The 22,792-nt window shown below is 60.9% G+C and carries 19 protein-coding genes; 15 read left to right on the plus strand and 4 right to left on the minus strand.

What is annotated here, in order from left to right:
* Positions 1-19: 19 nt before the first annotated feature.
* From xerD to ung, 8 genes are all read left to right on the plus strand, one after another.
* Positions 20-922: a site-specific tyrosine recombinase XerD gene (gene xerD, locus MD273_RS15330; protein WP_239038672.1), complete on the plus strand. Its 903-nt coding sequence runs from the start codon at positions 20-22 to the stop codon at positions 920-922.
* A 124-nt stretch (positions 923-1,046) separates the two neighbouring features.
* Positions 1,047-1,790, plus strand: coding sequence for a DsbC family protein (locus MD273_RS15335; protein ID WP_239038673.1), 744 nt, complete (start codon positions 1,047-1,049; stop codon positions 1,788-1,790).
* Between the two features lie 144 nt (positions 1,791-1,934).
* Entirely contained in the window at positions 1,935-3,236 is a 1,302-nt protein-coding gene (locus tag MD273_RS15340; protein ID WP_239038674.1) for a homoserine dehydrogenase, read from the plus strand.
* Positions 3,237-3,247: 11 nt separating this feature from the next.
* Positions 3,248-4,648, plus strand: a complete 1,401-nt coding sequence (thrC, locus tag MD273_RS15345) for a threonine synthase (protein ID WP_239038675.1) — start codon at positions 3,248-3,250, stop codon at positions 4,646-4,648.
* Positions 4,649-4,654: 6 nt separating this feature from the next.
* Positions 4,655-6,385 carry a single-stranded-DNA-specific exonuclease RecJ gene (gene recJ, locus MD273_RS15350; protein WP_239038676.1) on the plus strand — a complete coding sequence of 577 codons (1,731 nt, stop codon included), beginning with the start codon at positions 4,655-4,657 and terminating at the stop codon, positions 6,383-6,385.
* Positions 6,386-6,617: 232 nt separating this feature from the next.
* Positions 6,618-7,713 (plus strand): peptide chain release factor 2 gene (prfB, locus tag MD273_RS15355; RefSeq protein WP_239038677.1). Its coding sequence is split into 2 segments (ribosomal slippage): positions 6,618-6,689 and positions 6,691-7,713, totalling 1,095 coding nucleotides; the frame shifts between segments, so codons are not numbered across the junction.
* Positions 7,714-7,765: 52 nt separating this feature from the next.
* Positions 7,766-9,307 carry a lysine--tRNA ligase gene (gene lysS / locus MD273_RS15360; RefSeq protein WP_239038678.1) on the plus strand — a complete coding sequence of 514 codons (1,542 nt, stop codon included), beginning with the start codon at positions 7,766-7,768 and terminating at the stop codon, positions 9,305-9,307.
* A gap of 143 nt (positions 9,308-9,450) precedes the next feature.
* Positions 9,451-10,203 carry a uracil-DNA glycosylase gene (gene ung / locus MD273_RS15365; RefSeq protein WP_239038679.1) on the plus strand — a complete coding sequence of 251 codons (753 nt, stop codon included), beginning with the start codon at positions 9,451-9,453 and terminating at the stop codon, positions 10,201-10,203.
* On the opposite strand, the gene ygfZ is transcribed toward ung, so the two are convergent.
* Genes ygfZ through nadB form a run of 4 tightly spaced genes read right to left on the minus strand, consistent with a single transcriptional unit; the run spans position 10,192 to position 13,567 of the window.
* Positions 10,192-11,187 (minus strand): CAF17-like 4Fe-4S cluster assembly/insertion protein YgfZ, encoded by a 996-nt coding sequence (gene ygfZ / locus MD273_RS15370; RefSeq protein ID WP_239038680.1) that lies wholly within the window; start codon positions 11,185-11,187, stop codon positions 10,192-10,194. The two genes, ung and ygfZ, sit on opposite strands and share 12 nt — an antisense overlap.
* A 19-nt stretch (positions 11,188-11,206) precedes the next feature.
* Positions 11,207-11,668, minus strand: coding sequence for a hypothetical protein (locus MD273_RS15375; RefSeq protein ID WP_239038681.1), 462 nt, complete (start codon positions 11,666-11,668; stop codon positions 11,207-11,209).
* Positions 11,652-11,924, minus strand: coding sequence for an FAD assembly factor SdhE (locus MD273_RS15380; protein ID WP_239038682.1), 273 nt, complete (start codon positions 11,922-11,924; stop codon positions 11,652-11,654). The genes MD273_RS15375 and MD273_RS15380 overlap by 17 nt, the downstream gene beginning before the upstream one ends.
* Before the next feature lie 35 nt (positions 11,925-11,959).
* Positions 11,960-13,567 (minus strand): L-aspartate oxidase, encoded by a 1,608-nt coding sequence (gene nadB / locus MD273_RS15385; RefSeq protein WP_239038683.1) that lies wholly within the window; start codon positions 13,565-13,567, stop codon positions 11,960-11,962.
* A 201-nt stretch (positions 13,568-13,768) separates the two neighbouring features.
* Here nadB and rpoE point away from each other — a divergent pair, with 201 nt between their 5' ends.
* From rpoE to lepA, 7 genes are all read left to right on the plus strand, one after another.
* Positions 13,769-14,389, plus strand: coding sequence for an RNA polymerase sigma factor RpoE (gene rpoE / locus MD273_RS15390; RefSeq protein ID WP_239038836.1), 621 nt, complete (start codon positions 13,769-13,771; stop codon positions 14,387-14,389).
* Between the two features lie 11 nt (positions 14,390-14,400).
* Complete coding sequence (locus MD273_RS15395; RefSeq protein WP_239038684.1) at positions 14,401-14,970, plus strand: sigma-E factor negative regulatory protein; 570 nt, start codon at positions 14,401-14,403, stop codon at positions 14,968-14,970.
* A gap of 21 nt (positions 14,971-14,991) precedes the next feature.
* Positions 14,992-16,020 carry a MucB/RseB C-terminal domain-containing protein gene (locus tag MD273_RS15400; RefSeq protein ID WP_239038685.1) on the plus strand — a complete coding sequence of 343 codons (1,029 nt, stop codon included), beginning with the start codon at positions 14,992-14,994 and terminating at the stop codon, positions 16,018-16,020.
* Complete coding sequence (locus MD273_RS15405) at positions 16,017-16,463, plus strand: SoxR reducing system RseC family protein (RefSeq protein ID WP_239038686.1); 447 nt, start codon at positions 16,017-16,019, stop codon at positions 16,461-16,463. Before MD273_RS15400 ends, MD273_RS15405 begins: the two co-directional genes overlap by 4 nt.
* A 155-nt stretch (positions 16,464-16,618) precedes the next feature.
* Complete coding sequence (locus MD273_RS15410) at positions 16,619-18,022, plus strand: DegQ family serine endoprotease (protein WP_239038837.1); 1,404 nt, start codon at positions 16,619-16,621, stop codon at positions 18,020-18,022.
* A gap of 127 nt (positions 18,023-18,149) precedes the next feature.
* Positions 18,150-20,876 carry a bifunctional diguanylate cyclase/phosphodiesterase gene (locus MD273_RS15415; protein WP_239038687.1) on the plus strand — a complete coding sequence of 909 codons (2,727 nt, stop codon included), beginning with the start codon at positions 18,150-18,152 and terminating at the stop codon, positions 20,874-20,876.
* Positions 20,877-20,982: 106 nt separating this feature from the next.
* Positions 20,983-22,785, plus strand: coding sequence for a translation elongation factor 4 (gene lepA, locus MD273_RS15420; RefSeq protein WP_239038688.1), 1,803 nt, complete (start codon positions 20,983-20,985; stop codon positions 22,783-22,785).
* The last annotated feature ends 7 nt before the right edge of the window (positions 22,786-22,792 follow it).

A 22,792-nucleotide genomic window follows, 5' to 3' on the forward strand; every position in this document is an offset into this window, starting at 1 on the left:
TTGTCCGGGAGCCGGTATCGTGAGACCTGAAGACGACGCCATCATCGTTCGTTTTACCGACGCACTCTGGCTTGAGGACGGCCTGGGTGAGAAAACCCGGGAAGCCTACCGGGGAGATCTTGCCCGGCTGGCGGAATGGCTGGAGCATCAGCCGGGTGCGCCGTTGCTCACCGATGCCAGGCGCACCGACTTGCTGGCATGGATGGCCCGGGGTCTGGCGGAGGGGGTCAAGACGTCTACGGCCGCACGGCGCTTGTCGGGAATCAGGCGGTTTTACCGTTTCCTGATGCGGGAGGGGGTGGTTGCCGAGGATCCGACACTGCGGATCGACAGCCCGAGGCTTCCGCGTCGGCTGCCGGATTCGCTGACCGAGGAAGAAGTCGAGTCCCTGCTTGATGCGCCGGATGTTTCCGTTCCGCTGGAGTTGCGTGACAAGGCGATGCTCGAGATCCTCTATGGTTGCGGTTTGCGGGTGTCCGAGCTGACCGGGTTGCGCGTGGATCAGGTTAACGTCCGTCAGGGGGTGATCCGGATTACCGGTAAGGGTGACAAGGAGCGCCTGGTCCCGCTGGGTGAGGAGGCCGTGGACTGGTTACTTCGTTACATGAGGGACGGGCGGGCAGAGCTGCTCAAAGGGCGGCCCTGTGATGCCCTGTTTCCGGGGAACCGGGCCGCGGCCATGACCCGGCAGACATTCTGGCACCGGATCCGCCATTATGCGGTGCGGGCCGGTATCAGCAAGCACCTCTCGCCCCACACCCTTCGTCATGCCTTCGCAACACACCTGCTGAACCATGGTGCGGATCTCCGGGTAGTGCAGATGTTGCTGGGGCACTCGGACCTTTCCACAACCCAGATCTACACCCATGTGGCGCGCCAGCGTCTCCAGGCCATGCACCGGGAGCATCATCCCCGGGGATGAGCCTTGGCGGGCAGGCGGTATGTGTTATCCTCGCTGAACTTTTGCGCTGACCCTCTGTCGCACAGAGGGTCGTCCCGGCCTGCTAACGCCATGCGGGCCAAACGCTATCAGACTGGAATCATTTATGTTCACCACCAAGAGTTTGAAGTCATTGGGAGCCGCGGCCGGGCTGGTCGCGAGTCTGTTCGCTGCAACCGCCGCAGCGGGTGAGGTCGAGGACCGTATTGCCGAGCGCCTCACCGAAGCGGTACCGGGGCTCACGGTATCTTCCGTTCGCGAGTCCGAAGCCAAAGGTCTGTATGAAGTCCAGAGTAACAATGGCGAGACCATTTACACCACCGAGGATGGCCAGTACCTGTTGACCGGGGATCTGCTGAAAATTACCGACACCGGTATCGCGAATGTGACGGAGCAGGCCAGAGCCGGGCAGCGGCTGGCGGCGATGGAGGACTACGGTTCGGAGGGGCTGATCACTTATCCTGCCAGCGGTGAGGAAAAGGCGGTCATCAATGTGTTTACCGACATTGATTGTCCATACTGCCGCAAGCTGCACAACGAGATGCCTCAGCTTAACGACTATGGCATCACCGTCAATTACTACGCTTTCCCTCGGTCAGGCCCGGGAACGCCCTCCTTCAAGAAGTATATTTCGGTGTGGTGCGCCGATGACCAGCAGGCTGCCATGGATGCCGCCAAGTCCGGCAAGACGGTTGAATCGGCCTCTTGCGAAAATCCGGTGCTGGAGCAGTACCGCCTCGGTGGTCGTGTCGGGGTGACCGGTACGCCGGCCATTGTGCTGGAGGACGGTAACATGGTGCGCGGTTATGTGCCGGCGGAAAACCTGGCCAAGGGCCTCGGCCTGCTCTGATTTCCCGGGCCGGGCAGCAGCTCCGGCCCCGTATTTTGCATGAAACCTGACCGATTCGGGGCTTATTCAGCCGCCCCTGAATCGGTATACTATGCCCCTTCTATTGCAATCCATCAGCACCCCTTCGGGATCAGAGGTGAGAGTTTGAAAGACGTCAGTGTCGGAATCTGCGGACTGGGAACCGTTGGCGGCGGTACATTCAATGTTTTGACCCGTAACGCCGCGCTAATTGCGGGTCGTGCCGGTTGCAACATCCGAATTACCCGGGTGGCCAGCCGTCGCAGCCGCGACGACCTGGATCTGGGCAATGTTCCTTTCACCACCGACATTTTCGACGTCGTCAATGACCCGGCGGTTGATGTTGTGGTCGAACTGATCGGTGGCTACGACACCGCCAAGGAGCTGGTGCTCGCCGCCATCCGCAACGGCAAGCATGTGGTGACGGCCAACAAGGCGCTGATCGCCGTGCACGGTAACGAAATCTTTGAAGCCGCCGAAAAGGCGGGCGTCGTGGTTGCCTACGAGGCCGGAGTGGCCGGCGGCATTCCCGTTATCAAAGCGATTCGGGAGGGCCTGGCTGCCAACCGTATCGACTGGATCGCCGGCATCATCAATGGCACCGGTAACTACATTCTGACCGAGATGCGCGCGGGCCGTGAGTTCGGGGAAGTGCTCAAGGAAGCCCAGGAACTGGGGTACGCCGAGGCGGACCCGACATTTGATGTGGAAGGTATCGATGCCGCCCACAAGCTGACCATTCTGGCCTCCTCCGGTTTCGGCGTTCCCCTGCAGTTCGAAAAGGGCTTCACCGAGGGGATCTCGGCGATCACGCCCTACGACATTGCCCACGCCGAGCTGTTGGGCTACCGGGTCAAGCACCTGGGCATTGCCCGTCGGCGTGACGACGGCATCGAGCTGCGGGTCCACCCCACACTGGTTCCGAAGAGCCATCTGATTGCCCAGGTGGACGGCGTACTCAATGCGGTTCTGGTGGACGGCGATGCGGTTGGCCAGACCATGTACTACGGTCCGGGTGCCGGTGATGAGGCGACCGCGTCCGCGGTGATTGCGGATATTGTTGATGTGGCGCGTGCCGTGTCGACCGAGAGCACCCTGCGGGTGCCTTACCTCGGCTTCCAGCCGGATGCGATGGAGGACCTCGATGTCCTGCCGATGGAGGATATCCAGTCGGCCTATTACCTGCGCATCCAGGCGTTTGACCATCCGGGCGTGCTGGCCAAGATTGCCTCGATCCTCAGCGAACACGGCATCAACATCGAGTCCATCATGCAGAAGGAGTCGGAGTTCAAGGATGGCCGGATTCCGGTGATTATCCTGACCCACACCGTTCAGGAGCGCCAGATGAACCTGGCAATCGAGGAAATGGAAGCGCTGTCGGATATCGATGGCAAAGTCGTCCGCATCCGCGCCGAAAACTTTAACTGACAGGTACCAAAGTGAGATACATCAGTACACGGGGTGAAGCACCCGCCCTGGGCTTTGAAGACGTCCTTCTGACCGGTCTGGCCAGCGATGGCGGCCTGTATGTTCCCGAATCCCTTCCGCATTTCAGTCTGGAAGAGATCCGCAGCTGGCGCGGCCTGTCCTACAGCGAGTTGGCGTTCAACGTGATGTACCCGTTCGTGGACGATGCCATCCCGGCGGAAGACTTCCGCACAATGCTGGATGAGACCTATGGCGTTTTCGCCCATCAGGCCGTGGCGCCGCTGGTCCAGCTGGACACCAACGAGTGGGTTCTTGAGCTGTTCCATGGCCCGACCCTGGCTTTCAAGGATTTCGCCCTGCAGCTACTGGGTCGCCTGCTGGACTACGTGCTCGAAAAGCGCAAGCAGCATGTGGTGATCATGGGCGCCACGTCCGGCGATACCGGCTCGGCCGCCATCGAGGGCTGCCGTCGTTGCGAGCACGTGGATATCTTCATCCTGCATCCGCATCAGCGGGTATCCGAGGTGCAGCGCCGGCAGATGACCACGGTGCAGGGTGACAACATTCACAACATCGCGGTGAAGGGCAATTTCGACGATTGCCAGCGCATGGTGAAGGAGAGCTTCGGGGATCAGTCCTTCCTGGGGGGCAAGACCCAGCTGGCGGCGGTGAACTCCATCAACTGGGCCCGGATCATGGCCCAGATCGTCTACTACTTCCAGGCGTCCCTGGCCCTCGGGGGACCGGATCGCAGCATGGCGTTCTCGGTCCCGACCGGTAACTTCGGCGACATTTTCGCCGGTTACCTGGCCAAGAAGATGGGGCTGCCCATCTCCCAGTTGGTCATTGCCACCAACCGCAACGACATCCTGCATCGCTTCATGAGCGGCAACAAGTACGAGCAGCACCAGCTGGAACATACCCTGTCGCCGAGCATGGACATCATGGTGTCCAGCAATTTCGAGAGGTTGCTGTTCGACCTGCATGGTCGCGATGGCGCGGCGGTGAAGAAATTGCTGGAGAATGCGGCCAAGGGTCCGGTCAGCATTGAAGATTACCGCTGGCGTCATGCCCGCAAGCTGTTCGACAGCGATGCAGTGGATGACAAGACCACCTGCGACACCATCCGCGAGATCTATGAGCGAAACGAGTACCTGCTGGATCCGCACACCGCCATCGGTGTCCGGGCCGCCCGTACATGTCGCCGCGATCCGGCGGTGCCGATGATCACCCTCGGGACGGCGCACCCGGCCAAGTTCCCGGATGCGATTGCCGAATCGGGCCTCAGTGTGAAGCCGCAGCTGCCAGCCCATATGGCCGACCTGTTCGAGCGCGAAGAGCGCTATACCGTGTTGGACAACGACGTGGCCGGGGTTCAGGCGTTTATTGCCAAACACTGGAAAAATGCCTGATACGGTATGACACCGAAAAAAATCCTGCGTCGCCCCCGGCCGGACACGGTGCCGGTTTGGGGGCAAAACCTGCCTCCCTTACTGCGCCGCCTTTACGCCGCCCGTGGTGTAACCTCGGACGAACAGCTCAGTTATACCCTGAAACATCTGGCGTCACCCCTTCAGCTGCGTGGCATTGACCGTGCCGTGGAGTTACTGGCCGAGGCCATCGACCGACAGCAAAAGGTGCTCGTGCTGGGGGATTTCGATGCCGATGGTGCCACCAGTACTGCGGTCGCCATGCTTGGTCTGTCCATGCTCGGACTCGGCGATATGGATTTCCGTGTACCAAGCCGGTTCGCAGACGGGTATGGCCTGACGCCCGGTATCATTGAGCGCCTGAAAGACGAAGGTCAGTTGCCCGATCTGCTGGTCACCGTAGACAACGGTATTTCCGCAATCGAAGGTGTCAAGGCGGCCCGGGACATGGGGGTTCGGGTCCTGGTGACCGATCATCACCTGGCCGGCGAGGTGCTGCCGGATGCCGACGCCATCGTTAATCCCAACCAGCCGGGCTGTCCCTTCCTGAGCAAGAATGCCGCCGGGGTCGGGGTGATGTTCTATGTACTCACCGCCTTGCGCAAGCACCTGCGGGACGTTGGCAGGCTGCCAAAGCCCGAGCCGAATCTGGGCTGCCTGCTGGATCTGGTTGCGCTGGGCACGGTGGCGGATGTGGTACCGCTGGATCACAACAATCGTATCTTTGTCGAGCAGGGGTTGCGCCGGATCCGGCAGGGTGAGGCAAGGCCGGGCATTTTGGCGTTGCTGGAAGTGGCCGGTCGTGACCATACCCAGATCAGCTCCACCGATCTCGGTTTTGTGGTCGGGCCACGGCTCAATGCCGCTGGCCGCCTGGATGACATGAGCGTAGGCATTGCCTGCCTGCTTGCTGACAACCCGGACGAAGCCCGGCGTCTGGCCCGGGAACTCGATACCTTCAACCGAGAGCGCCGCACCATCGAGCGGGACATGAAAAGCCAGGCTCAGGAACTGCTGGCGTCCATGTCCCTGGACATTGAAGGTCTGCCCTGGGGGTTGGCGCTGTTCGATCCCGACTGGCACCAGGGTGTGATCGGTATTCTGGCTGCCCGTGTTCGTGAACAGACCCATCGGCCCACCATCGCCTTTGCGCCCGACGATGATGGTCAGCACATCAAGGGGTCCGCCCGCTCCATTCCCGGTCTGCACATTCGTGATGCTCTGGCGGTGGTGGATGCCCGTCATCCGGGGCTGATGAAAAAGTATGGTGGCCACGCCATGGCTGCCGGCATGACCATCGCGAGGGAAGATCTGGATGCGTTCAGCGAGGCGTTCGACAAGGCTGTGCGCGATGCGCTTACTCCGGAGGACCTGGAGGCGGCGATCATCACCGATGGCCCGCTGGGTATCGATGAGTTGAACCTGGACACCGCCTACCTGCTCAAGCGGGCCGGTCCCTGGGGGCAGCATTTCCCGGAACCGGTGTTTGATGGTGAGTTCCGTGTGGTGAGCCAGCGGATTGTCGGCGAAAACCATCTGAAACTGGTGCTGCAACCGGCGGATGGTGGCGGGATCATTGACGGCATTGCCTTCAATACCGGGCCGGAGGTGCCAGATTACACGCGGTCGGGAGCGCGAGTGGTTTACAAGCCGGATGCCAATACCTTTCGGGGGCGGACGAATCTGCAGTTGCTGGTCGATTACATCGAGGCTTTGTAGGTGAAAATGGGGTCTGACCCCGTTCGGGGTCAGACCCCGGAGTTCGTGGTTGGAGTTGCGGCGTACGCCGATGGTTGAAGGTGGGGTCTGACCCCACGGGGTCAGACCCCCGTCTTTGGTCCGACCCACGAGTTGGCGACGCGATTCCGCGGTACGGCTGATTTACACTCGGAATTCCGGTAGAATTCCGCCTCTGTTTTACACCCCATTTGCCAAAGCGAGAAAGGGTTTCATGGAAATCAATCCCATAGTGACGAAGATCAAAGAGCTTCGCGAGCGCACTGAAGCGCTGAGGGGGTATCTTTGACTACGATCAGCGTAGTGAACGTCTGGTCGAAGTAGAGCGGGAACTGGAACAACCCAGTGTCTGGGACGATCCGGAGCGGGCCCAGGCCCTGGGGAAGGAACGTTCTGACCTGGAGCTGATCGTCCACACCATCGACAACCTCACCAACGGCCTCAACGACGCCGAAGGCCTGCTGGACATGGCCGTGGAAGAGGACGACGAGGGCACGGTTGACGAGATCCAGTCCGATCTGGAGCAGCTGGACGGCGAGCTTCAGAAGCTGGAATTCCGTCGTATGTTCTCCGGCGAGATGGACGCCAACAACGCCTATCTGGATATCCAGGCCGGTTCCGGCGGCACCGAAGCCCAGGACTGGGCCAACATGCTGTTGCGCATGTATCTGCGCTGGGCCGAGCGCCGTGGTTTCAAAGCGGAGATCGTCGAACTTCAGGAAGGGGAAGTGGCTGGCATCAAGAGTGCCACTGTCCATATCCAGGGCGATTACGCCTACGGCTGGCTGCGTACCGAAACCGGCGTGCACCGCCTGGTCCGCAAGTCCCCGTTCGATTCCGGTAACCGTCGCCACACCTCGTTTTCTTCCGTGTTCGTATCGCCGGAAGTCGACGACAGTTTCGAGATCGAGATCAATCCGGCGGATCTGCGCGTGGACGTTTACCGCGCCTCCGGTGCCGGCGGTCAGCACGTAAACCGGACCGAGTCCGCGGTGCGACTGACCCACAACCCGACCGGTATCGTGGTGGCCTGTCAGGCTGGCCGAAGCCAGCACCAGAACAAAGACCAGGCCATGAAGCAGTTGAAGGCCAAGCTCTTCGAGCGTGAGATGCAGCTGCGGAACGCCGAGAAGCAGAAACAGGAGGACGCCAAGTCGGACATCGGCTGGGGCAGCCAGATCCGCTCCTACGTGCTCGACGACAGCCGCATCAAGGATTTGCGCACCAAGGTGGAAACCAGCAACACCCAGGCGGTTCTCGACGGTGATATCGACAAGTTCATCGAAGCCAGTCTGAAGATGGCGCTGTAACCGGCGCCGCACTCTCGTTCAAACCGGACAATCCGAATCCTAGTGAGCCAACATGACTGAACACACTCAACACGCCGCACAGCACGAGGACAACAAGCTGATAGCCGAGCGCCGCGCCAAACTGGCTGACATGCGCCGCCACGGCCATCCGTTCCCCAATGACTTCCGTCGCGATGCCACCGCTGCCGAGCTGCAGGAAAAATACGGTGACAGGAGCAAGGAGGAGCTGGAGCAGCTTGATATCAAGGTGGCCATTGCCGGTCGCATGATGCTGGACCGCAAGGCGTTCAAGGTGGTTCAGGATATGACCGGTCGCATCCAGGTCTACGCCACCAAGGATGTCCAGAAGGAAACCAAGCACTGGGATCTGGGGGACATCATCGGTGTCCGGGGCACCCTCTCGAAGTCCGGCAAGGGTGATCTTTACGTCACCATGGACGAATACGTGCTGCTGACCAAATCCCTGCGGCCGCTGCCCGAGAAGCACAAGGGCCTGACCGACATGGAGGCCCGCTACCGGCATCGCTATGTGGACCTGATGGTCAACGAGGAAACTCGCAAGACCTTCCAGATCCGCACGCGCCTGATCAACAGCATGCGCAACTACTTCAATGCCCGTGGTTTCATGGAAGTGGAAACCCCGATGCTGCAGGTGATTCCCGGTGGCGCCACGGCACGCCCGTTCGTGACCCATCACAATGCCTTGGGCATCGACATGTACATGCGCATAGCCCCGGAACTCTTCCTCAAGCGGCTGGTGGTTGGCGGTTTCGAGCGGGTGTTCGAGATCAACCGCAACTTCCGTAACGAAGGTCTCTCCACCCGGCACAACCCCGAGTTCACCATGGTGGAGTTCTACCAGGCCTATGCGGATTACAACGATCTGATGGACCTGACGGAAGACATGCTCCGGCAGATCACCAGGGAAGTGCTGGGCACCACCACCGTGGTCAACACCCGCGAGCTGGCCAATGGCGAAACCGAGACCGTGGAGTACGATTTCGGGATGCCGTTCAAGCGCATGACCGTGGTTGAGGCAATCCTGGAACACAATCCGGACATCCAGGCCGGTCAGTTGGGCGACGAGGCCAGCGCCCGCCGGGTGGCCGATGGACTGGGTATTCAGCTGAAGGACACCTGGGGCCTCGGCAAGGTGCTGGTGGAGATCTTCGAGGCAACCGCCGAGCACCTGCTGGTGCAGCCGACGTTCATCACCGACTATCCGAAGGAAGTTTCGCCGCTGGCGCGCTGCAAGGACGATGATCCGTTTGTCACTGAACGGTTCGAGTTTTTCGTGGGCGGTCGCGAACTGGCTAACGGCTTTTCGGAGCTCAACGATGCCGAGGACCAGGCCGAGCGCTTCCACGCCCAGGTGGCGGAGAAGAACGCCGGGGACGACGAAGCGATGTTCTATGACGAGGACTACGTCATGGCCCTGGAATACGGCTTGCCGCCTACCGCCGGTGAGGGTATCGGCATCGATCGCCTGGCCATGCTGCTGACCGACTCGCCGTCCATCCGCGACGTCATCCTGTTCCCGCACATGCGCCCGGAGCACAAGATCGAGCACCCTGAGGCGGAAGACAAGGAATAACCGGTCAGCGTCGGCGGTAGGTCCGAAAGCCTGGGTCAGATGAAAGCCTTCATCTGACCCCATTTTTCAGCCCCGCCCCCGGGGTCAGATGAAGGCTTTCATCTGACCCCACCTTCAATCCAAAGATCCCCCGGGAGACAGTCATGCACCCCGCCCAAACCCTGGCAAGTCAGCTCAAGCCCGGCCGTGGCTGGGATGATCACCTGGGCGGCGAGTTCAGCCAGCCCTATATGCAGAAGCTGGCGGAGTTCCTCGCGGCGGAAGAGCAGGCCGGCAAGGTAATCTACCCGCCGAGTGCGCTCTGTTTCAATGCGCTGAACAGTACGCCCCTGGGCCAGGTGGAAGTCGTAATTCTGGGCCAAGATCCCTACCACGGCCCGGGTCAGGCCCACGGGCTGTGTTTTTCGGTGCGCCCGGAAGTACCGGTGCCGCCCTCCCTGGTCAATATCTTCAAGGAAATCCGGGACGATCTCGGTATCGAGCCGCCAGACCATGGCTGCCTCCAGCCCTGGGCCGAGCGCGGGGTGCTGTTGCTGAACAGCGTTCTGACGGTCTTGCAGGGCCAGGCCGGTGCCCATCAGGGTAAGGGCTGGGAAACCTTTACCGACAAGGTGATTGAAACCGTCAATCGGGAGCGCTCCGGTGTGGTATTCCTGCTCTGGGGCAGTTACGCCCGGAAGAAGGGGCGGCACATTGATCGTAACCGGCACCTGGTGCTGGAAGGACCGCACCCGTCGCCCCTCAGCGCCTACCGGGGTTTCTTCGGCTGCAGGCATTTCTCACGGGCCAACGAGTGGCTCCAGGGGAATGGGCAGGCGCCCATTGACTGGTCGCTGCCCAGCAAGGCGGACCTGATTGCCCGCTACCGGAAACCGGCCCCGGCCTCAGCGGGCTGAGTCGTCCGGACCGTTGTCTTGTTCCCGCTCCGGCACCGCATAGGGCAGGGGCAGGGCAGTCAGGGCGTTACCGTCCGCCGACAGGGGTTGGGCTGCGGCGTCGTGACGAACCACCGCGAGCAGTTCCACCGAGCCATCCTCAAAGGCGACCTGGTTGACCACTGAACCCACGGTCCGCTCGCCCATTTTGATATCCGCGCCAGGCGCGATGCTCCCGGCACTCCGGAACCGGAACAGGCTCTTTTTCAGTTGCCCCAGGAAATGCATACGGGCAATGACTTCCTGGCCGGTATAGCAGCCTTTCTTGAAGTGAATACCACCGAGGTGCTGGAGATTGAGCATTTGTGGCACGAAGGTTTCCCAGTTTGCCTCGTCAAGGGCGGGAATGCCCGCAGCAATCTCGGTTGCGTGCCAGTCCGCCAGTGACAGCTCCGGAGCGTCGCCGAACTCCGGCTGTTCCCCGGACGTCTGCCAGAATTCATACCGTTCGGTGCCCCGGTCGTCGGATTCAACCCGAATCAGGAGGCCTGAATCGACGCCGAGAGTGTCTCCCGCCGACTCAAGCCCGGAAATATCCCGGCCAGCGATCGCGCTTGCCGTTTCCCGGCCCAGAAGGCCCCAGATCAGACCATCCTCGAGGGGGGCCATGGTCGTGCCCCGGAATAGCATCAGGTACTTCCGCAGCTGGGCGAGGATCTGGTCCGCCAGAGCGGCCGGCAGGTCCAGAACCACGCTGTCCCCATCCCGGGCCAGCCGGGTCAGGCAGTAGGCACGCCCCTTCGGGTTGCTGGCGGCCGCCCTGAGGGCGCGGTTATTGGTGACTTCATCGAGGTGCTGGCTGAACTGGCCCTGAAGGAATTTGTCGGTACCGGGACCGGAGACTCGGACCAGGATCCGGTCGGTGAGTCTGGCGTAACCCCGGTCGGGCAACGGCAGGCTGACGGTTTCTGGTCGGTTGGAAGCAGCGGTATCCGTGTCGGTCATGGAAACTCCGGGTCGTGTGTCAGTTGGACGACGGCGACTGGCCCAGGCGAAGCCATTGGCGCAACCTGCGGAACTGGTCGGGGCAGACGTTGCCGCCAGGCCATGATTCGGGGGCCAGGAGAATGAGATAGTACGCCTTTAATCTGGTGCCGGTCGGGCGTAGTTTCAAGAGCGTCAGCCGCGGCCCCAGCCGGCTGGCGCCACTGGGTTCGACGGGAACTGCGCTCTGGCCGGGAAGTATTGCCTGCAGTTGCCCGGCTTCCAGTGCCAGGCCGGTGACCGAGAGTTTGCTCTGCAGCAGACCAAACCGGCGAAAGTGCAGCACAGTGCCGGCGCATGCCACCGGGGCGAGGGCCAGCATCCAGGGGCTGTTGTCGGCGCTCGCGGTCAGTGCAAAGGCGAACAATGTCAGCCACGGGAGAGCTGCTATGAGGCCGGCACTGACCGAGGGTGATATCCGGAGATCAATCCGGCTGGACACGGTTCAGGATCATGTCGACGATGCGCTGGAGATCCGGGTCTTCCGGTCGGCTGCGCTGCATGAACCACTCGAACATGTCGGTGTCCTCGCAACCCAGGAGTTTCTGATACCGCGCCTGGTCCTCGGGATCAAGGTCACGATAGACCTCCTCCACGAAGGGAACCAGGAGCACGTCGAGTTCCAGCATGCCACGGCGGCTGTGCCACCACAGGCGCTTGAACTCGGGGTTGTCAGACGTAGAGGGAGTATCGGACATAATGGTATCGCCAGTTTTCCAGAGAGTTTGAAGGGTCAGGGGGCCTGGGTCCGGTAGGTCGTCGGAACCAGAACCGTATCCCGGGCTTCGTTGAGCAGGCCCGGGTAATCAAGGGTGTAATGCAGGCCGCGGCTCTCCCGCCGTTGCAGTGCCGAACAGATGATCAGATCGGCAACCGTGACCAGGTTGCGCAGCTCCAGCAGATCATTGGAGACCCGGTAATTGCTGTAGAACTCGCTGATTTCCCGGTCCAGAAGGTCGACCCGGTGTTTGGCGCGCTGGAGCCGTTTGGTTGTTCTGACGATGCCGACGTAATCCCACATGAAGTGGCGCAATTCATCCCAGTTGTGAGAGATGACCACGTCCTCGTCCGAGTCCCGGACCTGGCTTTCATCCCACTCCGGCGCTTCCGGGGGAGGCGGGATGTCTGACTCCCGGCGGGCAATGTCGGCCGCTGCGGCCCGGCCGTAGACCAGGCACTCGAGCAGCGAATTGCTGGCCATGCGGTTGGCGCCGTGCAGGCCGGTGAAGGCGGCCTCGCCGACTGCATAGAGCTGGTTGACGTCGGTGCGGGCCCGTTCGTCGCTGATGATACCCCCGCAGGTATAGTGAGCCGCCGGCACCACCGGGATCGGTTCTTTCGTGATGTCGATGCCAAAACCCAGGCACTTCTCGTAGATAGTCGGGAAGTGGTGTTTGATAAAATCTGCGGGCTTGTGGCTGATGTCCAGGTAAACATGGTCCACACCCAGCCGCTTCATCTCGTGGTCGATGGCCCGGGCCACAATGTCCCGGGGGGCGAGCTCGGCCCGTTCGTCGAAACGGTCCATGAAGCGGGCGCCATCCGGCAGTTTCAGCAAGCCACCCTCGCCGCGAACCGCCTCGGTGATCAGGAACGATTTGGCATGGGGATGGTACAGGCAGGTGGGGTGGAACTGGTTGAATTCCATGTTGGCTACCCGGCAGCCCGCCCGCCAGGCCATGGCAATGCCATCACCGGAGGCTCCGTCGGGGTTGGTGGTGTAACGGTAGGCTTTTGACGCGCCGCCGGTGGCGATTACGGTAAACCGGGCCCGGAAGAGCTCCACATGATTGTCTTCCAGGTTGAGAATGTAGGCTCCCACGCACCGGTTACCGGGCAACGACAGTTTCCGGTTGGTGATCAGATCGACGGCCACCCGGTTCGACATCAGCTGGATGTTGGGGCGCGCCTGGGCCTGGGACGTCAGGGTCGTGGAGACGGCGTGGCCGGTGGCATCGGCGGCGTGGATGATGCGCCGGTGACTGTGCCCGCCCTCCCGGGTCAGGTGATAGTTCTCGCTGTCATCCTCCCGGGTAAAATCCACCCCGGAGTCAATCAGCCAGTCGATGCTGTCCTTGCTGTTTTCCACGGTGAAGCGCACAGCGTCCTCATGGCAAAGGCCCCCGCCCGCTGCCAGGGTGTCCTGGATGTGGTTCTCGACGGAGTCCTTGTCATCCAGCACAGCGGCAATGCCGCCCTGGGCCCAAAGGGTGGCGCCACTGCTGATGTCGGCCTTGCTGATGACTCCGATGCTCAGGTGCTTCGGCAGGTTCAGGGCGACGGTAAGACCGGCAGCACCACTGCCGATTATGAGAACATCGTATACGTAGGACTGTGGCATTGAGTCGATATCGCGGGCCATAATGTGGACGTGTATTGAACTAAACTTTACGCCTGCTGTCTATTTGGCCTGACGGCGCGCCCCTCGGAGCGCGCGCTGAAGATGGACAAAAACGGACGCCGGACAGCAGTGATGAGTCAAGCAAATCTCGCAACGGCCGCTCAACTGGCCAAGACATCAGGGAAAACCGGCAAACTGTCCATGACGCCTGAACAGAATCAGACACAGGGTGACCACTCCGATAGCCAGACGGACCTGCAGCTCGTGCGCAAGGTCCGCAACGGTGATCGAGCGGCTTTCGACCTGCTGGTCGTCAAATACCAGACTCGAGTGGCCTCAATCATCAGCCGTTATGTGTACGATTCCCAGGAAGTGATGGACCTCACCCAGGAAACCTTCGTGAAGGCCTACCGGGCCATCGACCGGTTCCGGGGGGACAGTGCCTTTTATACCTGGCTTTATCGGATTGCGGTCAATACCGCCAAGAATTTCCTGGAGTCCCGGGGCCGGAGGCCGCAGGCCAGTGCCGATGTTTCTGACGCCGAGAATTTCGATGATGGAATCCGGCTGAGGGATCCTGCCTCCCCGGAGCGGCTGTTACAACGGGAGCAGCTGCAAGAGGAGCTGTCCCGGGCGATCGCCGAATTACCGGAAGAGTTGCGGTCGGCCTTCCTCTTGCGGGAATACGATGGTCTCAGTTACGAGGACATCGCCAAAATTCTGGAATGCCCGATCGGAACTGTCCGTTCCCGTATTTTCCGGGCCCGCGATGCCGTGGACCGGCACCTGGGCCCATTGCTCAATCACACAGAGACAACTTGAGGTTGCATCCGATGGATGATCGTCTCAGAGAAACCCTGTCGGCCATGATGGATGACGAAGCGGATGAGCTTTCAGTCCGCCGACTGCTGTCTCATCATGATCAGGCCCACGTGCGCGATCAGTGGCAGCGTTGGCAGCAGGTTCGGGACCTGATGCACAGTGGCCACACGCCGGCGGAGGGGGTGGATGTCAGTGCCAGCGTCCGAGCGGCGCTCGATGGCCGTTCCGGTGTCACCCCTTACCGGGCGTCGGCACGAGGTGCCACACCGGTTACGCGCTGGCGCTGGCCAGCAGTGGCAATGGTTGCGGTCGCGCTGGTGGTCGGCTTTGGAGCCGGGGCCGGTTGGGACTCCAGGGAGGGGCCTGCGGCAAGCGTGGCTCCGGAGGTCGCCGCACAATCCCTTCCTGACGAGACAGCAGCCACCGCACCGGTCAGTGAAGTGACCCTGCAGGGGCTGGATGAAGAACAATGGGAGCAGATGAGCCAGTACCTGCTGGAGCATGCCCAGCATAACAGTGTAGGGGCTGGTCGCGGTGCGGTCGGTTATGCCCGGGTGGTCAGTGCCGGCAATGGATACTGATATCTTGGAGTGCGAGTGAGCATGAACAGGCTTTCATCACGCTTGAAAATGGGCGGCTTTCCGGCCCTGCTGTTGGCTCTCCTCGCCGCGGTGGTTTCGGGGCCGGTTGTTGCCGATGCGGACGAGAGTGAGGCGCACCAATGGCTGGAGCGTCTTGCCCCGGCCCTGAACATGACCTCTTACCGAGGGGTGTTTGTCTACGCCCGTGGCAGTCAGGTCCACTCCATGCAGATTGCCCATCGCTACCGTGACGGGGTCGTGGAGGAGCGTCTGGTACTGCAGGACGGGGGTAACGGGGAGATCGTTCGTCGCGGGGTCAATGTGGTCTGCGTGCTGCCGGATCGCGGTCGGGTCCGGCTGGATCAGGTAATCCCTTCCGGCCCCTTTGCCGAGGCATTCACCAGTCAGCTGATGCCGGTCAATCGTTGGTACAACGCCGAGATGGTTGGCGAGGATCGGGTGGCGGGCTATCAGGCCGTCGAGATTGCGCTGAGATCCCGGGACGAATACCGGTACAGCCATCGGTTGTGGCTGGAGCGGTCGACCGGCTTGCTCGTCAAAAGTCACGTCCGGGCCGCATCCGGTGATGTGATGGAACAGTTCCAGTTCACCAGTCTGGAAATTACCGACAATATTCCGGACGAGGAGTTCGAGATTCGTACCGAGGGCCGGGAGATATCCCGGAATCTGTCCGAAGAAGAAGGGGTCGCCAAGGCGTCCGTGGTTCCCCGAACCAGTGGCTGGGAACTCGGGTGGCGCCCGGAGGGATTTGCCCCTGCAGCGGCGCCGAGGGCCGGCCGCGGCCAGGCGGTCGCCTTCTCGGATGGTCTGGCGGCGTTCTCGGTATTCGTCGAGCCTGCCGGTCGACTGAAAATGCCCCGGGGTGTATCCCGTATCGGCGCAACGACCGTCTACATGCATGAGCTTGAGTCCTCCGGACGCAAGTTCCTGGTCACCGTGGTTGGTGAGGTCCCGCCGGAAACAGCCCGGAAGGTGGCCGAGTCCGTGCGGATTCAGGACAGCCTGGCGCTTGAGGGCAGTGGTTCATGATTACAGAGACCGGCAAGGTCATAGCGACCAAGGGGGATCAGGTCTGGGTGCAAACCATTCGGGCCAGCGCCTGCCAGAGTTGCTCGGCCCGGAGTGGCTGCGGCCAGAGGGCGTTGGCCTCGGTGAGCGGTGGTCGGGCCAATCAGATCCTGGTTGCCAATACCATCAACGCCCGGGTGGGGGATGACGTGACCATCGGGATCGAGGAACGGGCTCTGCTGGGGGCTTCCATGCGGGTGTACGCGTTGCCGCTCGTTGCCATGGTGCTGGCAACCATCGCCGGCCACAACCTGACAGGTGGCAGCGATCTCGGGGCCATGCTCGGCGCCGTTGCCGGCCTTGGTGGCGGTTTTGTGCTTACGCGGCTGTTCACCGATCGCAGAGATGGCTATGAGCCCAGGTTGCTGCGACGTAACCGGATTTCGTCGGAAACCTGTCCATAAACCCTACCGATTTGTAAGTTGAAAACGCTTACCCGAGCCTCAAACTAAAAGTAATCCGATGTTAATACAGGGGGTTCAACATGCCGAGGAAGATAACAGTGGCCACCCAGACCTTGCCCGCGTTTCGGCTCGACAAGGTTCTCGGAGCCCTGCTGATGATGTCCGTCATGGTGATGGTGTTCTGGAGTCAGGGCGTAGCTGCCCGCAGCCTGCCGGACTTTACCGGCCTGGTTGAAGAGAATTCCGGTGCCGTGGTCAATATCAGTACCACCACCGAGCCCAAGGGTGGTAACACCGGTTTTGGCGGTATGCCCTTCGATGAGCGCCAACTGGAACAGATGCCCGAATTTTTCCAGCACTTTTTCCGCGGCCCGCAGTCACCGTTCGGTGGTGCGCCGGGCGGGGCTCAGCCGCGCCGTTCCATGGGGTCTGGCTTCATTGTCTCCAGCGACGGCTATGTGCTGACCAACAACCATGTGGTTGAGGGGGCCGATGAAATCGTCGTGCGGCTGAACGATCGCCGCGAGCTACCTGCCAGGCTGGTTGGAACCGATCCCCGCTCCGACATGGCCGTGCTGAAGATCGAGGGCGGAGATGATCTGCCCGTGGTCCAGATCGGCAAGTCCCGGGATCTCAAGGTCGGTGAATGGGTCTTCGCCATCGGTTCGCCATTCGGCTTTGATTACACCGTGACGGCGGGCATTGTCAGCGCCCTGGGTCGCTCCCTGCCCAGCGAAAACTATGTTCCGTTCATCCAGACGGACGTTGCCATCAATCCGGGTAACTCCGGGGGGCCCCTGTTCAACATGGACGGCGAGGTCGTCGGTATCAACTCCCAGATCTATACCCGTTCTGGCGGTTTCATGGGCGTGTCCTTTTCCATCCCCATTGACGACGCCATGAATGTATTCCGTCAGATTCGCGACAAGGGCATGGTATCCCGTGGCTGGCTGGGCGTTCTGATCCAGGAGGTCAACCGCGACCTGGCCGAGTCCTTTGGCCTGAAGCGTCCCCGAGGTGCCCTGGTTGCCGAGGTCATGGAAGGTTCGCCGGCTGAACAGGCCGGCCTGCAGTCCGGTGATATCGTGCTTGAGTATGATGGAGAAGAAATCCAGTTCTCGTCGGATCTGCCTCCAATGGTTGGTCGCACCCCGGTCGGCGAAACCGCCAGTCTGACTGTTCTGCGCGGTGGAGAGGAAATGGTGCTGGACGTGGAGATCGGCCAGCTGCCGGACGAAGCCCAGGCGCAAAGCCAGGCGCCGGCCGGCCCGAACGGGGGATCCTCGTCAGCGCCCCTGGGCATGACTGTCGAGTCTCTGCCGGCGGAACTGGCCGACTCGCTTGGGGTTCCGGGCGGTGTCGTTGTCACCAATATCGGGCGCGGTCCTGCCTTCGAGGCGGGGATCCGGCCGAAGGACGTGATCACCGAGATCAACCGCCAGGAAATCCGTTCCGTGGCCGACTTCCGCGATGTGGTCTCGTCCCTGCCGGAGGGTCGAGCCGTATCGGTGCGGATCGTGCGTCAGGGGCGGGCCCTGTATCTGGTCATGAAACCCTGATTCAGCGGTCCTGAGCCGGTATACGGCAATCTGAAAGCCCCCGGGCCGGTCGGAGCGACAGGTCCGGGGGCTTTTGCTATACTCGCGCGGATCGATAATAAAGAGGCCACGGAACGGACCCCGACAGATGACGAACAAGAAGGAACTTCCCCTCCGCAGACTGCTTGAATTCCGTAATGCCTGGGTTGCCTGGCTGGTATTGGCAGTCGGCATCACCGTAACGGTGGTCCTTTGGCAGTTCTCCATCCGCCTGGTCGAAGACCGTGCGGAGGCCCGTTTCCGGACCCAGTCTCTCCAGCTGAAAACCGCCATCGAAGAACGTCTGCTGAACTACGAACAGGTGCTGGCCGGTAGTGCCGGATTGTTTGCCGTAGCGGGTGAGGTCTCCCGGGACGAATGGCGGGAGTATGTCGACAAGGTCGATATCAATCGTTATTACCCGGGAATCCAGGGTATCGGCTATGTCCGTCGCATCGGAGTCCGGCAGATGGCCGATCATATTGCGTCGGTCCGGGCGGAAGGGGTTCACAATTACCTCGTCACCCCCCTGGGTGCCGGTCCCTATTACTATCCCATGGTTTACCTGGAGCCGGGCACGGAGCGAAACCTGCGCGCACTTGGCTACGATGCCTTCAGCGACCCCAGTCATCGGCAGACCATGGAACAGGCACGGGACAAGGCTCAACCTGCCGTGACACCGAAGGTTGTGTTGGTGCAGGAGGAACTGGCCGAAGACCAGGCCAGTTTCCTGATGTACTATCCGGTCTACCAGGGCGGCACCATTCCGGAGAATCGTGCCGAACGCCGTATGATGCTCGCCGGCTTTGTCTTCAGCGCTTTCCGCATGAACAACCTGCTCGATGGTATTGTCGGGCTGATCGCGCCGTTCCTTGATGTCCGGATTTATGACAATGGCATTATCAGTCGGGACGCGGTCATGTATGGCTCTAACCTGGGCTCACTGGACAATGAGTTCAGTTTCGAGATGAGTCAGACCATCACCCACGGTGGTCGTGACTGGCTGTTGCAGACCCGCTCCACGCCAGCGTTTGATTACCTGGCTTCTGACCCGCGGCCGCCCATTGTCCTGGGTAGTGGCGTGGTGATATCCGCGCTGTTGTTCCTGTTTGTACTGGCCCTGGTCCGCTCCCGCCTGATGGCGCAGATCACTGCAGGTAGATACCGGGCCATCACCGAGGGAGCTGCGAACGTGACGCTGGTGATGAGTCGTGATCGCCAGCCCCTTTACGCCAGTCCCTCCAGCCTCGACATTCTCGGGTTCGAGCCGGAAAAAGTGCCGGAACTGGCGTTTGAGGACCTGGTTCACGGCGATGACTGGCCCGAGCTGCAGCGCGGGTTCGAAGCGTCCATAAAGTCTCCGGGTAAACAGATGCCCGAGATCCGGGCCCGGATCAAGGATGCCCGCGGGCAATGGCGGGACATGGAGGGCACCTACACTGCCATGTTGTCGGTGCCGGGGGTCAATGGCGTTGTGCTTAGCCTCCGTGATCTGACCCAGCTCAAGGCAGCGCAATCGGAACTGCATCGGCTGGCCTTCTATGATCCCCTGACCGGGTTGGCGAACCGACAGCTGTTCCGGGACCGTCTCAATCATGTGGTTCGCCGGAGCCGTCGGAGCGGCGATTCGGCAGCGTTGATGTTCCTGGACCTCGACGGCTTCAAACGAATCAACGACACCCTCGGCCACGATGCGGGCGACGAGTTGCTGCGCCAGGTCGCCTACTGGCTGGAGGGGTGTGTCCGGGAGGAAGATTCGGTTGCGCGCCTTGGAGGAGACGAGTTTGTCGTGCTGCTGTCCAGGATCAGCGGCCCGGATGCCGCCGGCAAGGTGGCGGAGACCATCCTGCGTCGGCTGTGCCAGAGGGTGCGGCTCAATGACCACGAAGTCGGCGTCACCGTCAGTATCGGTATCACGATGATTCCCCACGACAGTGAGGATTCCGGAACGCTGATGAAGTACGCGGATCTGGCCATGTACCGTGCCAAGGAAGTGGGTCGGAACACCTACCAGTTCTTCACCCCGGCCATGAACATCCAGGCTGCCCGCAGATTGTTGCAGCAGGAGGAGCTGGCGACTGCACTTGATGAGGACCGGTTTGTCCTGCACTACCAGCCCAAGGTGGACCTGGCCACGGAGCGGGTGATCGGGGTTGAAGCCTTCCTGCGGTGGCATCATCCGGACAAGGGGTTGGTCTCGGCCCAGCAGTTTATCGGGCTTGCCGAAGAAACCGGTCTGATCGTCCGCCTGGGTGAGCAGGCGCTGAGGCAGGCCTGTATCCAGGTTCAGGCGCTGGAGCGGGCGGGTTTCGATTCGCTGAAAATGGCGGTCAACCTCTCGGTGCGGCAGCTGACCGACAGCGGCTTTTTGAGCATGGTTCGGCAGGTTATCACCGAAACGGGCGTCTCGCCGGAACGGCTGGAACTCGAAATGCCGGCGGAATTGCTCAATGAGGACCCGCGCATGTTGCGGGAGCTGCTGGTGGCTCTCAATGACCTGGGTGTGTGCCTGATTCTTGATGATTTCGGCACCGGCTCATGCTCCCTGGACGCGCTACAGCAGTTGCCCCTGGATGTGATCAAGATTGATCATCGCTTTATTCGCGATATTCCCTACAATGTCAGTGCCACCGACGTCGCTTCTGCGGTCATCGCTCTGGCCCGCAAACTGCACCTGACGGTGGTGGCTGAAGGCGTTGAGACGCTCCAGCAACTGAGCTTCCTGAAAACCGCCGGCTGTGCCCAGTGTCAGGGTAACCTGTTCAGCTACCCGCTGGATGAAGATGCCCTTATAGGCTTCCTGATTCGCCAGTATGAGAAACCGCTGATTTCCTGATCATGGCAATGGCCGGCGGTAACCGGTAAAATCACGCCGTTCCCGGATCCCGGTAGCGGCCCCTCCGGGCTCAATCCTTCGTCTTAATTATGAGTATTCATTTTCTGTGACTGAACTGAGCCGAATCCGTAACTTTTCCATCATCGCCCACATCGACCACGGTAAATCCACCCTCGCTGATCGCTTCATCCAGATCTGTGGCGGCCTGACAGACCGTGAGATGGCCGAGCAGGTCCTGGATTCCATGGACCTGGAACGGGAGCGCGGGATTACCATCAAGGCCCAGAGTGTCACGCTCAATTACAAGGCCCGGGATGGTGAGACCTACAAACTGAATTTCATCGACACCCCGGGGCACGTGGATTTTTCCTACGAGGTGTCGCGTTCCCTGTACGCCTGTGAAGGTGCGCTGCTGGTGGTGGACGCAGGGCAGGGCGTGGAAGCCCAGTCCGTGGCCAACTGCTACACCGCCATCGAGCAGGGCCTTGAGGTGGTGCCGGTCCTGAACAAGATGGATCTGCCCCAGGCTGAGCCGGAGCGGGTGGCTGCCGAGATCGAGGACATTATCGGTATCGAGGCATCCGACGCGGTGCGCTGCAGTGCCAAGAGCGGCGTGGGTGTGGAAGATGTGCTGGAAGACCTGATCCGTAAGATCCCGCCACCGAAGGGTGACCGTAGCGCCCCGCTGCAGGCGCTGATCATCGATTCCTGGTTCGACAACTACCTTGGCGTGGTGTCTCTGGTGCGGGTTACCGACGGTACACTGCGCAAGGGTGACAAAATTGTCATCAAGTCCACCGGCAAGTCCTGGAACGCGGACAAGGTGGGGATTTTCAATCCCAAGCCGAAGGACACCGATATCCTCGAGGCGGGTGACGTAGGCTTTGTGGTTGCGGGTATCAAGGATATCCACGGCGCTCCGGTGGGCGATACCATCGTGCACCAGAAGTTCGCTGAAGACACCCCGATGCTGCCCGGGTTCAAGAAGGTCAAGCCGCAGGTTTACGCCGGTCTGTTCCCGGTCAGCGCGGACGACTACGACGACTTCCGTGACGCCCTGGAAAAACTGACACTGAACGACGCCTCGCTGTTCTTCGAACCGGAGAATTCCGACGCCCTTGGCTTCGGTTTCCGCTGTGGTTTCCTGGGCATGCTGCACATGGAGATCATTCAGGAGCGGCTCGAACGCGAGTATGACCTGGATCTGATCACCACGGCGCCGACGGTCATCTATGAGGTTGTCACCAAGCAAGGTGAGACCCTGTCGGTGGACAATCCCTCACGGCTTCCGGATATTGGTTCCATCGAGGAAATGCGGGAGCCAATCGTCGAGGCCAATATCCTGGTGCCACAGGAGCATCTGGGTAACGTGATCGCGCTGTGCGAGGAGAAACGGGGCGTCCAGAAGAACATGCACTTCATGTCCACTCAGGTTCAGCTCACCTACGAGTTGCCCATGGCAGAAGTGGTCATGGACTTCTTTGACCGGATCAAATCGGCCAGTCGTGGTTTTGCTTCCCTGGACTACCACTTTGTGCGTTTCCAGCCGGCGAACCTGGTCCGTCTGGATGTGCTGATCAATGGCGAGCGGGTAGATGCCCTGGCGCTGATTGTTCACAAGGAGCAGGCACACTACAAGGGGCGTCAGCTCATCGACAAGATGAAGGAGCTGATCCCACGGCAGATGTTTGATATTGCGATCCAGGCGGCCATCGGTACCCATGTGGTGGCCCGGGTGACAGTGAAGGCTCTGCGCAAGAACGTGACCGCCAAGTGTTATGGTGGCGACGTCAGCCGTAAAAAGAAACTGCTGCAGAAGCAGAAAGAAGGTAAAAAGCGTATGAAGCAGCTGGGTAATGTCGAGGTGCCTCAGGAAGCGTTTCTTGCCGTGTTGAAAGTCGACAAATAACAGAAGG

Source organism: Marinobacter sp. C7 (genome assembly GCF_022343555.1).
Lineage (GTDB): Bacteria > Pseudomonadota > Gammaproteobacteria > Pseudomonadales > Oleiphilaceae > Marinobacter.

Bases quoted from the DNA above. Each gene is read 5' to 3' on its own strand.
- MD273_RS15335 (WP_239038673.1), top strand. From the start codon at position 1,047: ATGTTCACCACCAAGAGTTTGAAGTCATTGGGAGCCGCGGCCGGGCTG.
- recJ (WP_239038676.1), top strand. From the start codon at position 4,655: ATGACACCGAAAAAAATCCTGCGTCGCCCCCGGCCGGACACGGTGCCG.
- lysS (WP_239038678.1), top strand. From the start codon at position 7,766: ATGACTGAACACACTCAACACGCCGCACAGCACGAGGACAACAAGCTG.
- ung (WP_239038679.1), top strand. From the start codon at position 9,451: ATGCACCCCGCCCAAACCCTGGCAAGTCAGCTCAAGCCCGGCCGTGGC.
- ygfZ (WP_239038680.1), bottom strand. From the start codon at position 11,187: ATGACCGACACGGATACCGCTGCTTCCAACCGACCAGAAACCGTCAGC.
- MD273_RS15380 (WP_239038682.1), bottom strand. From the start codon at position 11,924: ATGTCCGATACTCCCTCTACGTCTGACAACCCCGAGTTCAAGCGCCTG.
- nadB (WP_239038683.1), bottom strand. From the start codon at position 13,567: ATGCCACAGTCCTACGTATACGATGTTCTCATAATCGGCAGTGGTGCT.
- rpoE (WP_239038836.1), top strand. From the start codon at position 13,769: ATGACGCCTGAACAGAATCAGACACAGGGTGACCACTCCGATAGCCAG.
- MD273_RS15395 (WP_239038684.1), top strand. From the start codon at position 14,401: ATGGATGATCGTCTCAGAGAAACCCTGTCGGCCATGATGGATGACGAA.
- MD273_RS15400 (WP_239038685.1), top strand. From the start codon at position 14,992: ATGAACAGGCTTTCATCACGCTTGAAAATGGGCGGCTTTCCGGCCCTG.
- MD273_RS15405 (WP_239038686.1), top strand. From the start codon at position 16,017: ATGATTACAGAGACCGGCAAGGTCATAGCGACCAAGGGGGATCAGGTC.
- MD273_RS15410 (WP_239038837.1), top strand. From the start codon at position 16,619: ATGATGTCCGTCATGGTGATGGTGTTCTGGAGTCAGGGCGTAGCTGCC.
- MD273_RS15415 (WP_239038687.1), top strand. From the start codon at position 18,150: ATGACGAACAAGAAGGAACTTCCCCTCCGCAGACTGCTTGAATTCCGT.